The organism is Bacteroides sp. D1, assembly GCF_000157095.2.
Classification (GTDB): domain Bacteria; phylum Bacteroidota; class Bacteroidia; order Bacteroidales; family Bacteroidaceae; genus Bacteroides; species Bacteroides xylanisolvens.
The window spans coordinates 166993-181798 of record NZ_JH114348.1 but is presented as its reverse complement, the minus strand read 5'-3'; the positions used below and the strand labels follow the sequence as shown (position 1 = coordinate 181798).

The 14806-nt window shown below is 40.0% G+C and carries 11 protein-coding genes; all 11 read right to left on the bottom strand.

Features of this window, described 5'->3' with window-relative positions:
* Positions 1-9: 9 nt before the first annotated feature.
* Complete coding sequence (locus tag BSAG_RS05255) at positions 10-1716, bottom strand: S8 family serine peptidase (protein ID WP_004315451.1); 1707 nt, start codon at positions 1714-1716, stop codon at positions 10-12.
* Positions 1717-1747: 31 nt separating this feature from the next.
* Positions 1748-2773: a TlpA family protein disulfide reductase gene (locus BSAG_RS05260; protein ID WP_008771145.1), complete on the bottom strand. Its 1026-nt coding sequence runs from the start codon at positions 2771-2773 to the stop codon at positions 1748-1750.
* Between the two features lie 11 nt (positions 2774-2784).
* A complete protein-coding gene (locus BSAG_RS05265; RefSeq protein ID WP_004315453.1) occupies positions 2785-3798 on the bottom strand; it encodes a hypothetical protein in 1014 nt (337 codons plus the stop codon).
* 31 nt (positions 3799-3829) lie between these two features.
* Positions 3830-5374, bottom strand: a complete 1545-nt coding sequence (locus tag BSAG_RS05270; protein ID WP_004315454.1) for a RagB/SusD family nutrient uptake outer membrane protein — start codon at positions 5372-5374, stop codon at positions 3830-3832.
* Between the two features lie 19 nt (positions 5375-5393).
* Entirely contained in the window at positions 5394-8960 is a 3567-nt protein-coding gene (locus BSAG_RS05275) for a SusC/RagA family TonB-linked outer membrane protein (RefSeq protein ID WP_008997696.1), read from the bottom strand.
* A gap of 29 nt (positions 8961-8989) precedes the next feature.
* Positions 8990-10150 (bottom strand): FecR family protein, encoded by a 1161-nt coding sequence (locus tag BSAG_RS05280; RefSeq protein WP_008771146.1) that lies wholly within the window; start codon positions 10148-10150, stop codon positions 8990-8992.
* 67 nt (positions 10151-10217) lie between these two features.
* A complete protein-coding gene (locus tag BSAG_RS05285) occupies positions 10218-10772 on the bottom strand; it encodes an RNA polymerase sigma factor (protein ID WP_004315457.1) in 555 nt (184 codons plus the stop codon).
* Positions 10773-10806: 34 nt separating this feature from the next.
* Entirely contained in the window at positions 10807-11508 is a 702-nt protein-coding gene (locus BSAG_RS05290) for a Crp/Fnr family transcriptional regulator (RefSeq protein WP_004315458.1), read from the bottom strand.
* Between the two features lie 116 nt (positions 11509-11624).
* The gene (locus BSAG_RS05295) at positions 11625-13814 is read right to left on the bottom strand and encodes a glutamine synthetase III (protein ID WP_004315459.1); all 2190 of its coding nucleotides are present in this window, start codon (positions 13812-13814) and stop codon (positions 11625-11627) included.
* A 140-nt stretch (positions 13815-13954) separates the two neighbouring features.
* Positions 13955-14428 carry a hypothetical protein gene (locus BSAG_RS05300; RefSeq protein ID WP_008771147.1) on the bottom strand — a complete coding sequence of 158 codons (474 nt, stop codon included), beginning with the start codon at positions 14426-14428 and terminating at the stop codon, positions 13955-13957.
* 154 nt (positions 14429-14582) lie between these two features.
* Positions 14583-14806, bottom strand: a 224-nt coding sequence (locus tag BSAG_RS24565) for a transposase (protein WP_008997694.1), incomplete at its 5' end; no start/stop codon positions are given.

Genomic DNA, 14806 nt, shown 5'->3' with positions numbered 1-14806 from the left:
GACTAATCTTTATTTGCTGACTTTTTCTGCTTCCAAGATTGCTTGGTAAGCATTAACGATACCTCCGGAAATACATAGGTCATCAAAAAGGAATAAATCTTGTGAAGGGCTATCGTTCACGCGGATTCCTTTTTCTACTTCTACACCTTTGCGTGAAGTGACGCTTTTTAATAATATGTCACGGATTTGAGAACCGGTCAGTTTTGGGAAATAAGACTTCACAAGAGCAGCTACGCCAGCTACAGTAGCCGAAGCCATTCCTTCTCCAGTTCCTTTTTGATAAGTGTCACCCATATAAGATGAATAAATGTCTGTTCCCGGAGCATAAATATCGAGAGCAGTTGCACCGTAATTGGTGTTCAATACCGGATTTCCATTCTTGTCTGAAGAAGCAACTACCATAAAATTAGTAAGTTCTCCCTCTTTATTCATCTTACGGTTGGGAAAGAATTCGTCTTTATCCATATCCATTGATAGATCCCAAACCGGAACTATAACTAATGCCCCTTTCTTCTCTGCCTCTTTCAACGCCTCTGACACCCATTGTTTCTGCTCTTTCGGATATATGGAGTTTTGTTCCGGTAATACGATTACATCTGCACCGTGGTTTACTGCATAGCGGATGGCCAATGCCATATCTTTCAGGTATGGTTCTCCTTCTCCCGGGTGGATGCGTAAGGTCATGATTTCTGCATTGTCTGCAATACCGTTACTTCCGATACCGTTGTCACGTTTAGCTGCGATAACGCCGGCCTTCATTACGCCTGTTGCCGCATCAGATGTCAACAGTACATTATTACCATAATGCGTATCGTTAATATCCAGAGGATTGTCACCTACAATTTCTTTTCGATTATCACTTCCGTATCTCTTTAAAGCCTCTTCATAAGACGCTTTACCTGTTTCTACACTTTTCTTTCCCATATTCTGATAAACAGGTTCCCATTTATCCGTATTATAGATGCTGAAATAGTAGGCAGTAAATACAAAAGCGACTTCAGAAAGACTGTCTCTTTCAGCTTTGGGATCATAACAACTTTGGAAGTCCTCAACAGTCAGCTCTTTTCCGGGAAAACGTTTTTTCATGTCCTTATCGAACTTTTCAACATATTCTTCTATAACATAAGATAGTTGAAGACCGCCGTAAGCTCCACCGATTCTTGATTCCGGCATGACTTTATAGCGATAGTAATTATATTCTTCTATGTTTTCCGGTGCGGGGACTTCTTGGCGTTTTCCATTGACTATTTTATAATACTTCTTTCCGTCAAAGATATAATCAGCGTATTTATCTTTGAGACGGAAGAATTCACGTTCTCCTTCGCGTGTCAAAGCTTCCATTACTTGGCCGTCTTTACCACCGATGAAGTTCCAGCCATTGATGTCGTCAACAAGCCCGTTTTTATCATCATCTTTTTGGTTTGACTTTTCTTTTGGGTTGATCCAGATTGCGTGTTTTAGGTCTTCGTGTTCTACGTCCATTCCGGTTCCGATCAGTGCAACAACCGGTCTTTTCTTTGCTTTCTTTTTGTTGGCTTTCAGGTAATCATAAGCTTTGTTTACTTCAGCTCCGTATACACTGTCCTGGTCGAAAGAACAGTTAAACCAGTCCAGTTCGGATTGTTTTTTTTGTGTTTCTGCCTTTGGTTTGATTAACTGGGCTGATACAGTAACGCTGATAAAACAGCATACGATTGGAAATATAAGTTTCTTCATTGTCAAAAGAGTTATAATTTATATAGTTTGTTTATTGTCTTATTTTTAAAATGGCCTCGCGTACTTGTTCACCCCGGACGTTGCGTGCAGCAAGTTTGCCTTCTTTGTCAATGACTACAAGGAAAGGGATGGAGTAGAAGCCGTAATCAGTCTGGATAGCACTTGGAGTCTTGCTGTTTTTAGGGAATCCTGTCTTATCCCATAGCATCACCCACGGCAATTTTTCTTCATCCAGCATTTTTCTCCATTTTGCTTCGCTGTCATCCAGCGAGACACTGATGAATTCCAGATCGTCAGCCTTCAATTCATTGTATATGGTTAGCATACTACGCATCTCTTTACGACAAGGACCACACCAGGAGGCACAGAAGTCAAGTACGACAATTTTCCCACGGAAGTCTTTCAGACTTACGTTTTTTCCGTTGGCATCTGTGAAAGTAAAGTCGGGACATTCTGCACCAATGATTTGGTGGGAGAGGATTTCTACCCTGTTTACCAGCCATTTGGCAGATAAAGACTTTCTGTCTTGTTCCGGTATCATGTCCAATAGCATCTTGTTGGATTGGTAATCATTTACATCTGCCAGATAGGCTAATGCAGATGCCATGGAGGGAGTTAGTTTTCCTTTGACGGAAGTAGAAATCGTTGCTATATCCGGGTCTTTTTCTGCTGGCATATAGTTTTGTAAAGTCAGAAACGGATCGATGCCAGTGAATGAAAGCGAACTTTGTTCAGGGTTCTTTTCGTCGAAGTAGCCATTGATTGTTACCGGGTTATTTTCCAGATAAATATTCTGTTCGGTTTCTCCTAAATAGAGTTTGTAGACATCAGGAATGATGTTTATTTCATCGGTACTGAATGTGTTATTAGTACCGATGATGCAGCTTAATACAACGCCTTCATTCATATCTTTTATTTGTAAAGTCGTTGGCTTTAATACTTTTATTCTTCCTGATATTCTTAGCCCGTTATTTCCCCATATGGTGGTACCGCATAAGAGTAATATGGTTAATAATAGATTTTTTACTTTTGTCATTATTATGAGTTTATAGTTCATTATCAGAGTTGTTATTCTTCATCTGGAGTCTCCGGTATTGGAGGTAAAGGTAAATCCCAGTCTTCCGGTCCGTTGGCTATTGCTTCCAGATCGATCTGATATTTATCTTTTAAATATTTCTGTACGAAAGCAAACTTTTCGGTGAGAAAAGGATATTTATCAGCCGGATATACCTCTGCTAGTCGTGCTTGGTTATAGTACATGGAAAGATGCATATATCCTATAAAAGTCTCTTCATTGGTTGGAGGATAAGAGTTGTTGGCTGGTTCGCTGATACTATTGAATACATACGTGTTTACACTTCCCGGATATCCTCTGGTAAGATAATAGTTTGGGTCATCTTCCATTCCCAAGCCTGCTATCAGATTAGTGACATGGTCGAATCCCACTTCAAATTCTTCAGGTATAATGATGTTTCCGGCTTTTACTGCTTTTTCCAATACGGGAGCCAATATCATTTTCCGGCGTCTGTCAAGGAGTGCTCTGTCTGTGGGGATTAAATAAGGATCGCTGGGATTGTCTTCTCCAAACATACAAGTGCACCAATAATCCAGCCCATCGTAATTTTCGTGTATGGGTACAATCCAGCTTGCTAGGATTACGCCTCCAACTTCTAATACGCTTTTGCTATAGACATTGTATCCCAAATACCAATACATAGGCAGAACTTTAGATGTGATCGGCGGATTCAAGTATGCAAAGATATGCTTTTTCATAAATTCGACATAGTAATTGGTCATTTCGTCGTTTACACAGCCTTGGCCTTCGTAGCCACTACCATATGATATGCCTGTCCAGCTGCGATTAAAATCAGCCCTTTGCAGATCTTTATAAATAAGATATACATTATAGTCTTCGTATATTTGGGCGATGTCATCGTCCCAACTATTATTTCCTTGAGGTACTTTAAAGCGTAATTCAATGCCTCCTTCTGTAGGAGTCAGTGTGTCTTCTTCATAACATGAGGTGAATAATGCCATACAAGCAAGTAATCCCCATAATATATATATTTTTTTCATATTCATTTCTTTTGTTTAATTCATAAGATATATACTATTAACTTTCGCGTTTTGGAGCTAAAGGATTCTGCTCCAGTTTTTTATTTTTAATTAAGACGGCGTCTGGTATAGGCATGGTATAGGAAGGATCATTCTGTTTTAATGTATATACCTGTTCTCCCCATCTATGAATAATTTGTGGCATTCCGTAGCGTCGGAGATCAAACCATCGTTGCCCTTCAAAACAAAGTTCTTTTCTTCTTTCATTTTTGATGAAAGTTTTGAGCGCATCACCTGTTAATCCGGTAGGCTCAACAAATTTGTCGGGTTCATAACGTTTAGCCAGTAAGGTTTTTAAAGCAGATAGTGCTGTACTCTCGTCATTATTATGGGCAGCTGCTTCTGCTAGATTTAAATAAGCCTCACCTAGTCTGAAGGATAAAGCAAAGTTTTCCGAACCACTAGGTTCACCTGTAGCTGAAAGTTTGTATTTGCCGAAAGTAGTATAAGAGTCTTCATAGAAAACTTTATCATCTTTATTGAACTCTTTTGCTATATACTTTTCTTTTCTTAAATCTCCATCTTCAAAGCTTTCAATCAAGTTATCAGAAGCGATAAAAGCTTCTCGGTAATAGGTGGTGGTATTACCGAAGTAACCTTCTTCCTCATACTCTACCGACTCATCATTGAATACAGTTAAGTCTGAAACGCTTCCATATAACCAAATAACCTCAGATGATTTTAAAGATGTAAAATTGTAATAAGGCTCTGCCACTGTTGGAGAAGGGAGGTTATTTAAGTCTACTAAAGCGAAGGACCAGTCTTTTATTACTTTGTTGGCGTATATGGCTGCATCTTTCCAGTTTTCCATATAGAGAAAGACGCGGGACTTCAGCAATTGTATCATTGGAAGGCTAACCAGATAATTCGGTTCATATTGTTTATCTTTGCTTAAAGTAAGGAATAAACGTTCAGCTTCATTCAGATCGTCCACAATTTGGTTGTATACTTCCTCAACGGTGTTTCGTGTCATTAATAGTTGGTCTTCAGGTAGCAGGTTGCTGTCTAGTTTGAGTGGAACTCCTAAAGCCTGTTTGTTATAGTTGTATGGTGCTCCAAAATGATTGACTAACATAAAATAATAGAAAGCTCTTAATCCGAGGGATTGGGCTATTACATAATTTTTTTCAGCCTCCGTACCATTTACGTCACCGATATAATCAAGAGCTGCATTTGCGCCTAAGATATAGTTATAGTATCCTTCCCAGATATTCTGAAGAGGATAACCATTTCTTTCCATAATGAAAAACATATCCGGTTGCCATGTATAAACAGCTTGTTTGGCTTCTATATTTTTTAGAGAGTTGATGCTAAATTCATAATCAGTTTTGTGGAACTGAATGTCATCGTCTAAGAAGCTAAGAAAGGGTAGTAGGAAATTGCTTTTATCCTGTTTGGGATAAGCAGAACCGATTAACATTTCTTGCAAAGCATTTGCATCTTTGGGAACGTACTCACTTTGAGATTTAGGCTCTAGAAAATCTGAGCAAGAGGATAGTGATAGTAAGACTATTCCTGTTAGTATATATATAATTCTTTTCATTGTCTATCTTTTTATTTTTTTAGAAACCAATGTTAATACCTAATGAATAATTCCGTGGAAGTACACTGTTGCTAACTTCCGGGTCGAAACCGTTGAAACGTTTGCTGGCGATAACAAAGATGTTATCCATGTTAAAGTTGAGTGATAGATTTTTCATATATATTTTTTCGCACCACTCACGTTTCATTTGCCAGGATAGGCCGATGTTACGGCAGCGTAAGAAAGAACCACTGACCACCATAGCGTCAGATTGTTCCCATAATGGAATGCTATAAACATTCTCATTGTTGGGCAATTCTATATAAGCCATTCCTGCTTTGGGTAAAGAAGGAATGATTGTATGGGCTTCGTCTCCCGGTTCTTTCCAACGGTTCAGTAAATCGCGGTTTATATTTGTATATGGATCCGGCATATAATAAGAACTAGCGAATTGGTTGTATGGTGATGGCAGACGCTTCTTGTTGCCGAGTAAAAGTGAAAAACTGGTGTTTAAAGTTAATGATTTATAGCGGAAACTTAAGCTCAATCCACCGGTGAAATAAGGCTCTTTCTGACCAGAATATACCAGATAAGTAGTCGGATCTATTTGTCTGCTACGTTCTTCTTCCGGAATATCCAAAAGATTGAATAAAGCTTCACCGGTTTTTCCGTCTAATCCTGCAAAAGAGTATGACCAGAAACTGCTGAGCGGATATCCTTCTTTTAATACAATATCTGAACGTCCACTTAAGAAGGAAGCTGCATTGACATCAATGTCTGTATGTCCGCCTTCATTCCAGTTCTTGGAAGCATTCAAGCTGATACTTAATGCATAGTCCCGTTTCTGTATCGGGGTAAAAGTTAATGTGTATTCGATACCTCTGTTGTGGATAATACCACCGTTGCGTTTCATGGATGTTATTCCGTATTCATAAGGTAATTCCAGTTCAACAATCGCATTGGAGCGTCGTGTATAATATTCCAGATTCATATAAAACATACTGAATAATTCCAGATCTACACCGAAATTCCATGATTTGGTACGTTCCCATGATAGATTCGGATTTGGAATTTGGGAGATGGTAGACTGATATCTGTTGTATAGATTTGCCACTTTCCCCTGATTTAAAATCAAATCCGGACTAATGCGCGTTACTGCATTTCCTTGAATACCATAGGTGCCGCGGAAGTTTAAGGTTGTTATCCATTTTACATATTTCTTCATGAAGTCCTCTTCTGAAGCTCTCCAGGAGAAACCGAATGAATAGGTAGGATCAATACGGTGATTAGCATCCTGACCGAAACGGTTGGATGCATCATTACGTATATTTGCATTAACAACATATCGGTTTTTGAGTGAATATGCCAATGTGGCGAATACGGAAAGATAATTGTCTGTAGTATTGACTTTTCTCCATCCACCATCATATATCTTTTTTAAAAGCCCCCATCCTTCGTCTTTAGAACCTGTAATAGGTGTAAAAGCTTGTGGAGTGGTTGGTAATGTTATGACTTCTCCTCTATCTGGGGCATATCCCCATACCGTATTGCTGACACCTTTATTAGTGGAAGAACGTAATTCCATACCTACTAAAGCATTAATTCGGTTCTCATTATTAAAGGCTTTACTGAATTGCAGCTTATTTTGGATGTTGTAAGAGTACTGCTGTGCGTTATTTGTGAATAATTCGCCTCCGAATGGGAGTAAGGCTGCTCCAAACTCTTTACTGTTTGGTGAGACAGAGTTGAAATCATAACCACGATATGTTTCAGCAATATAAAACGTTTGTTCAGTTTCCCAAGCTTCGTTTGTGCTGTTATTATTTGAATATCCACCAGTAAATTGGTAAGTTAACCAGTCTAAAATATTCCATTTCAAGTCCAGTGAAGCTGACATGAAACTTGATTTTGATTTAGAACCACTATTATTCCGTTCATTTACGAAATTGTATGATAATGATTTGACTCCGCTATTGTATGGGTATGAGGCTTTCATTTGATAGTAAGCATCAGGGTCTATAGAACGATTGGTAGTGGTAGCATACCCCATAGGATTGACTCCTCCGGCAAAACCGTTATTCGTACTTACGCTACCGTTGATCGTTGCATTAATCGTTAGTTTTTGTACCGGGCGTATGGTGATGGCAACGCGTCCGGTCATACGTTCACTGTCGTTTCCTATTTCCTGCCCTTCGCTATTGGAATATCCCATAGAAGCTGCATAACTGTATTTATTTGTTCCGCCGGAAACACTTATATTATGGTTATGGCTAAAAGAACGGCGGGTTAGTAGTTTGAACCAATCTGTATTTTGTGTTTCCAGAACATTGCGTTGTGCCAGAAATTCTTCAGAAGATATATCGTGCGATAGATACATATTCAATAATCCCTCATAAGTATATATTTGTTTGATTGGTTCTGCGCCATAAGGTGTTCCCCAGTTAAACGCTTCTTGTGAGAATAGTACTCTTTCTTTGGAGTTCATGTAATTAAACTGTCCATAGTTGGGACGCGTACCCATTACAAAGTTAGATGTGTAATTGACGCTTAGACGATCAGTTGTATTCTTTTTGGTTGTGATTTCAATAACACCATTCGATGCTTTTGAACCGTAAATAGCGGTCGCAGAAGCATCTTTTAAAATACTAATGCTTTCGATATCAGCAGGATTCAACCAAGAAATTTGATTACCGATAATGTTTTTCAAGTCCTCTGTCATGAGAGAAGATGCATTCAATTCCAGGGGGTCTTCCTGAATGATGCCGTCAACTACCCAAAGTGGGTCTTGATTACCCAGTAAGGTACTGGTACCACGGATTTGAATTTTCGGTGCAGTACCTACACGACTACTTGTATTGGTGACAATCATACCTGCTACACGTCCTTGCAACATTTGGTCAATAGTGGTATACGAAGGCATTAAAATATCTTTTGCTTTTACTGTGGTAATAGAACCTACTAGGTCACGGCGTTGAATATTCTGATAACCGGTTACAACTACTTCGTCGATTTCAGTACTGGAACTGTTTAGAGTGACATTAATCGTTTTCTTTCCTGTATATCTTACAGTCTTTTTCTCCATTCCGATGAATGAATAAGTTAATATTAACCCTTCTTGCGCAGGAATATTGAAAGTGTAATGTCCGTCTAGTCCGGCGATAGCTCCATGCTTTGAACCTCGGACAGTGACCGTAGCTCCGGGAAGTGCTTCACCGCTTGCATCACGTATCCATCCACTAATTGTGATTTTATTAGTCTTTCTTTTCTTAATAACGATAGCAGTACCTGATACTTCATAAGTCAGGTTAGTTCCTTCCAGACATTCATCCAGAATCTCGGTGATCGTTTTGTTTTTTGCCCTTACGCTGATATCGGTTATGTTAGCGATATCTTCTGTTGCGTACATAAAGATGAATTTTGTACGGTTTTGCAAATACCAAAGCGTAGATTCCAGGCTTTCGCCTCTCAGATCAACGGAGATTCGCTGATTGTCTTGTGCTTGAATCATAAGTGAAGAAAGGGAGAATATCCATAAAAGGCAGAACTTAACGAATTTTCTGCTTACATAAGATACTCCCTTTGAGGAGGGTTGTGTTCGTTTTTTCATAATGCGTTAGTTATAATATGTATTAATAGTTATTGTTTATAAGAAATGTGCAGTATACCTTCTCTTTGTTTTATGTCTACCATATTTAATTCCATTATCATGTCGATAATTGGATTCATGTTTGCATAGCGGTTGAGATAAGCTCCGATTTGTACCTGTCTGGCTGCATCGTCTTCAAAAGTGTATGTGAATCCGTACCATTTGGAAAGATATGACATTACATTCTCAAGAGGAACGTTCATAAATATGAATGATCCGGACTCCCAGGAAGTGTATAATTCTGTATTTACGTTAGATACGGTACTTTCCCGACTATTTTTGTCATATACGAAATGTTGGTTTGGAATCAATTCATAATCTTCGTTTTCACTGCTAATCTCTATAGCTCCACTAATTAGTGTAGTACTTTCCACTTCTTCATCCGCATAAGCCCTTACATTGAAAGAAGTTCCTGTCACCCGAATAGAAGTGTGCGGTGTTTGCACGATAAAAGGATGTGCTTTATCTGGAGCAACATCAAAATAGGCTTCACCTTCAACCTGTACGATGCGTTCCTTATCGCTGAAACAAATCGGATAAGTCAGTTGTGATTCTGCGTTCAGATGTACTTTTGTTCCATCCGAAAGGACAATGTGACATTCCATACCATGCAGTGTACGAAGCGTATTTTTGATTTCTTTCACTTTGGGCTTGTTGGCAGGAGTTTGATAATTTATCCCTTTGGAGTCAATGATGAACACTTCAGTTGCACCCTCCGGAAGGACATTCTCAAAAAGGTTGAAGGTGTTGCCATTACTTAAAGTCAGTTCTCCGCCATGGGTTCCTGGAGTGATTTCACCGATTGGTTCTCCGGCTACCCAATTATAAATAAGGTATGAAATCGGTATTAACAATAGCAAAAGAAGAGCCGCATATTTCAGACTCCTTTTCCATGAAAGAAAACCGGATGTTTTTTCTCCTCCTAGTAGCGGATAGATTCTGTCCCATGCCTTTTGTGAAGAGAAGCTTTTTATTAACCGGCTGTTTTCTTCATACGTTTCCTTATTTAATATCCGGTTGGCTATTTTTTGATGCTCCGGATTTTCATCCAACCACGCATGATAGTTTTTTTCCTCTTCGGGAGTAGACGAATGAGTAAATAAGGAAGCTAAGATTTTTGCAATTTTAAATTTTTCTTTGAATGAATTCATCGTTTTTTCGATTTGTTATATAAGTAAAACAATCCAATCGAAAAAACGGGGTAATCAAAAAGTTACTTTATTTGCATAAAAATAGTAATAAGGTGTAATTTATGCCTTTGAGGCTTTCGCGAAGTTTGCGATAGGCGAATTTCTTTAACGTATGGACAGTGCCTTCTGAAATTTGCAATTTGTCAGCAATCTCATGGTTTTTTAACCCTTTCATAGAGTATAAGATGATGTTTCGCATTTGGGTAGGCAATTCTTCTACCGCTTTGCGAACCATGTGGAATGTTTCCTGTTCGATAATAGCAGCTTCAAAGCCACTATCGAATTCTTCCTGTCCGGAAAAATTAGGAATATCTAATTGCTCATGTTTTAGGTGATTCAGGCATTTATTTCGGGTGACGGTATAAAGGAAGCTTTTTACTTTCAAAATGTCATCGAAATCTTCTTTCCGTTCCCAATAAGCTAACAATACATCTTGCGCAATGTCTTTGCAAACTTCTTTGTCTTCAATATAGTGGGATGCGAACACGCAAAGAATAGGATAGTAGTCATCAAATAGCTTTTTGAAAGCCTGTTTGTTACCACGTCTGATGTCTGCAATTATATTTTCTATATGTATGTTCACTATTTAGGGTGGAGCGACTGGTGCAGGAATTTTCTTATCCAATCTTACTTATTTTCTTCAGCTTTTCTTCTTCGATGATTTTGATCTTTCTTCCGTCGATTGTAATCAGTCGTTCCGTAGCGAACTGTGATAACGTGCGGATAGCATTCGAAGTAGTCATATTAGAGAGATTAGCTAAATCTTCGCGTGAAAGATAAATGCTCAAAGTAGATCCGTCTTCTTCCAAACCGTAGCTTTCTTTCAGGAAGATGAGAGATTCGGCCAGGCGTCCGCGGATATGTTTTTGTGTCAGATTAACGGTGCGTTCGTCTGATATACCGAGGTCAATAGAAAGCTGGCGGATAAAAAACATGGCCAGGTCATTGTTTTGAGAAATTAGAGTTGTAATGGCACTCATAGGAATCAGGCAGACAACGGAAGGTTCGAAAGCTGCTGCGGCAGTCACAAAATCTTGTTTGGCAAAATAAGCACGATAAGCAAAGTATTCGCGTGTTTTAATCATGCGAATAATCTGACTTCTACCCCCTACACCATCTTTGAAGATTTTGACTTTTCCACTGATAAGGCACATCAGATGAGACGGTGTTTCTCCTTCACAGTAGATGGTTTCATTCTTTTTGTAGGTTTGTATCGTATAATTGTTCATCAGAAACTCCTTTTGCTCGTTATTTAAAGGAGCTAACATGTCGGATAACGGTTCCGAAATATCTATGTCTGACATATTCATTTTTACCATGAGTGCTACAAAACTGTGTTATACAGCACAAAAGTAAAAAGAAAAAATGAGAAAATGAACGAATCTATAAAAAGATTGCACAAAAGTGGGAGCTTTCGTGCAATCTTGTAGACATTTTATTTGGTAAACAACAGTTCTCTGTATTTAGGTAACGGCCATATTTCGTCGTCTACTTCCATCTCCAGGTGGTCGATGTGGTCGCGGATCTGGTCGAGATACGGGCGTACTTTTTCTTCATATTCAAATGCTCTTTCCTTGTAGTTTTCCATGTGGTTGGCTACTTTTCGTGCTTCGGTCATTTCGCGAACCAGTACTTTGATGGAAGTGACCCGGTGTGAAATTTCACGGATCAGCTCTTTGCGGTCGGCACTCAACACTTCGTATTCTTCAGCTGGGAATATTTCTTTCAGTCCGCGAAGATTTTCGAGCAATCGGTTCTGATAGGCAACGGCAGTCGGTACAATGTGGTTAATGGCGAGGTCGCCCAATACACGGCCTTCGATTTGCACCTTCATGGTATATTTCTCCAGTTCCACTTCCAGACGGCTGTTCAATTCGGTTTCGTTGAAGATACGTTCGCCAATCAGCACTGATTTGGATTGGTTGTCAATATAGTGCATCAGGGCTTCCGGTACGTGGCAGATGTTAGTCAGTCCGCGGCGTGCGGCTTCCTGTTTCCACTCTTCAGAATAACCGTCGCCCTCAAAACGAATCGGTTCGGAGGCGATAATCGTTTCTTTCAGTATGCGGAAGATGGCTTCATCTTTGCCTACTCCTTCTTCCATCAGTTTTTCTACTGATGCGCGGAATTCGTTCAACTGATTTGCCATGGCGGCATTGATTGCAATCATGGAGGCGGCACAGTTGGAAGACGAACCTGCGGCACGGAATTCGAACCGGTTTCCGGTGAATGCGAAAGGAGAGGTGCGGTTACGGTCGGTAGTATCCAGTAGGATTTCGGGGATACGTCCGATACCTAATTTAAGAGTGGTTTTTTCTTCCGGTGTCATTTTCTCGTTTCCTACCTGGCGGACAATTTCGTCGAGAGTGGACGATAGTTGTGAACCCAGGAAGCAGGAGAGAATGGCGGGAGGAGCTTCGTTGGCTCCCAAACGGTAGCTGTTGCTAGCGCTCATGATGGAGGCACGCAGTAAATCTTGGTTTTTATAAACCATCATTAAGGCGTTTACCAGGAAAGTGAGGAATAGCATGTTTCCTTTCGGATTCTTTCCGGGGGCGAACAGGTTGATGCCGGTGTCTGTGCAGAGCGACCAGTTGTTGTGCTTGCCCGAACCGTTTACTCCGCTATATGGCTTCTCGTGCAGGAGTACATTGAAATGATGTTTCCTTGCAATACGTTTCATCAAATCCATGACAAGCTGGTTGTGGTCGTTGGCAAGGTTGCAGTTTTCGAAGATAGGGGCCAACTCAAATTGGTTGGGAGCTACTTCGTTATGACGGGTTTTGGCGGGAATACCCAGTTTGTGGCACTCAATTTCGAGTTCTTTCATAAATGCCGTGACACGTGGAGGAATGGAGCCGAAATAGTGGTCTTCCAACTGTTGGTCTTTGGCAGAAGAGTGTCCCATCAGTGTCCGTCCTGTCAGGCAGAGGTCGGGGCGTGCATTATATAAGGAAGAGTCAACTAGAAAATATTCCTGTTCCCATCCTAAATTGGTATATACGCGGGTGATGTTCTTGTCAAATAGTTGGCAGACTTCCGTTGCTGCTTTATCTACAGCGGCAAGTGCTTTCAATAATGGAGTTTTGTAATCCAGTGCTTCACCTGTATAAGAAATGAAGATAGTGGGGATACAAAGAGTGGTGTCTACCACGAATGCCGGTGAAGAAACATCCCAGGCGGTATATCCTCGTGCTTCGAAAGTGTTGCGGATACCGCCGTTAGGGAAAGAAGAGGCATCCGGCTCTTGCTGGATCAGTAGTTTTCCGGAGAAGCGTTCGATTACTCCGCCGTCTTCGCCGAATTCGATAAAACCGTCATGTTTCTCGGCTGTTCCGTCTGTCAGAGGCTGGAACCAGTGTGTGTAGTGAGTGACGTTGAGTGACTTGGCCCAACTTTTCATGCCGTTAGCAATCAAATCTGCTATTTCGCGGCTGATAGGCGTACCTTTTTCGATAGCGTCGGTTACAGCTTTGTAGGCTTCTTTGGGAAGATACTCTTGCATCTTCTTGCGGTCGAACACGTGGCTACCATAATAATCAGAGAGTTTGTTGGAAGGAGCAGTTACTTCCAGAGGCTTCCGGTTGGAAAGCTCTTGTAAGGCAAAAAAACGCATTTTTGACATAAATGGTCTACTTTTTATCGGTTGATGGCGCAAAATTATATGTTTTTTCTGAAAGTACCCCTATTTTAAAGGGGGTATTTTTAGAAATGAATGTATTTTTCTAAAAGATACCCCCTCTGTTGATTCTCCAACTTCTGTTCTTATTGCTTCTGTTGATCCATTTCTTTAGCCATCTGTTTAACCAAACTTTCCACTTGGATATAATGGTTGTGATAGTTTTTGAATAACTGTTTGAACACTGGACTGTCCATAGCCATTTGGGTGAGAAATTGTAGGTGTTTACCCGTAGAGGTGTTCATTTGCATACGTTTTTCTTTGCTCAAGTTATCTTGTAGGGAGTAAACACCGCATGAAATTTGGATTTCTGCGATGCCTTCATCCCAAGGATGGGTGTTGAGGTGAGTCAATGCTGCTAAGATTTTTTTCAGGTCTTTCAGCAGAATGTTTAATAGTTCGAATTCGGTGCGGTTTATGGAGCAGGAATCCGGGTTCAGGAGGAAAGCGAATTTAAGGTAGAAATCCTTTAATTCTTCTTTAGGAATAACAAATGAATCTTTGGAAGCCTTTATCATGCCTCCCACCGCTGGTTGAACGGTAACTTGTTTTGTTTCCATAATATAATTATGAATAAGGTGGTAGGCGAAGATTTTCTATGAAATAAGAGCGGTTCCGCCTTTCCCGTTGCATTTCACCAGAAGGCAGTAGATGCATTAACATTCTACACGGCTCAGTTGTAATTCTTGGGGGATTAAGTTTAGTCAATTCCCTTCATGCATATACCTTTGCTAGCCTAAAAAGGAAGAAGCTCATATCCACTACTCCTCTAAATGATGCCCTAAATGCTTTGATTTTAGCATTAAATGCTTCCGCTGCTGCATTTGTACTCCTGTTCACAAAGAAGTTCAAAATCCTTTCATAATGGTTCTCAATAGAGTTTGCTACTGTTGTGAATGTATCGTATCCATATTCTTCAATCTTATTATACCATAGTG

Bases quoted from the DNA above. Each gene is read 5' to 3' on its own strand.
- BSAG_RS05255 (WP_004315451.1), bottom strand. From the start codon at position 1,716: ATGAAGAAACTTATATTTCCAATCGTATGCTGTTTTATCAGCGTTACT.
- BSAG_RS05260 (WP_008771145.1), bottom strand. From the start codon at position 2,773: ATGAACTATAAACTCATAATAATGACAAAAGTAAAAAATCTATTATTA.
- BSAG_RS05265 (WP_004315453.1), bottom strand. From the start codon at position 3,798: ATGAATATGAAAAAAATATATATATTATGGGGATTACTTGCTTGTATG.
- BSAG_RS05270 (WP_004315454.1), bottom strand. From the start codon at position 5,374: ATGAAAAGAATTATATATATACTAACAGGAATAGTCTTACTATCACTA.
- BSAG_RS05275 (WP_008997696.1), bottom strand. From the start codon at position 8,960: ATGAAAAAACGAACACAACCCTCCTCAAAGGGAGTATCTTATGTAAGC.
- BSAG_RS05280 (WP_008771146.1), bottom strand. From the start codon at position 10,150: ATGAATTCATTCAAAGAAAAATTTAAAATTGCAAAAATCTTAGCTTCC.
- BSAG_RS05290 (WP_004315458.1), bottom strand. From the start codon at position 11,508: ATGGTAAAAATGAATATGTCAGACATAGATATTTCGGAACCGTTATCC.
- BSAG_RS05295 (WP_004315459.1), bottom strand. From the start codon at position 13,814: ATGTCAAAAATGCGTTTTTTTGCCTTACAAGAGCTTTCCAACCGGAAG.
- BSAG_RS05300 (WP_008771147.1), bottom strand. From the start codon at position 14,428: ATGGAAACAAAACAAGTTACCGTTCAACCAGCGGTGGGAGGCATGATA.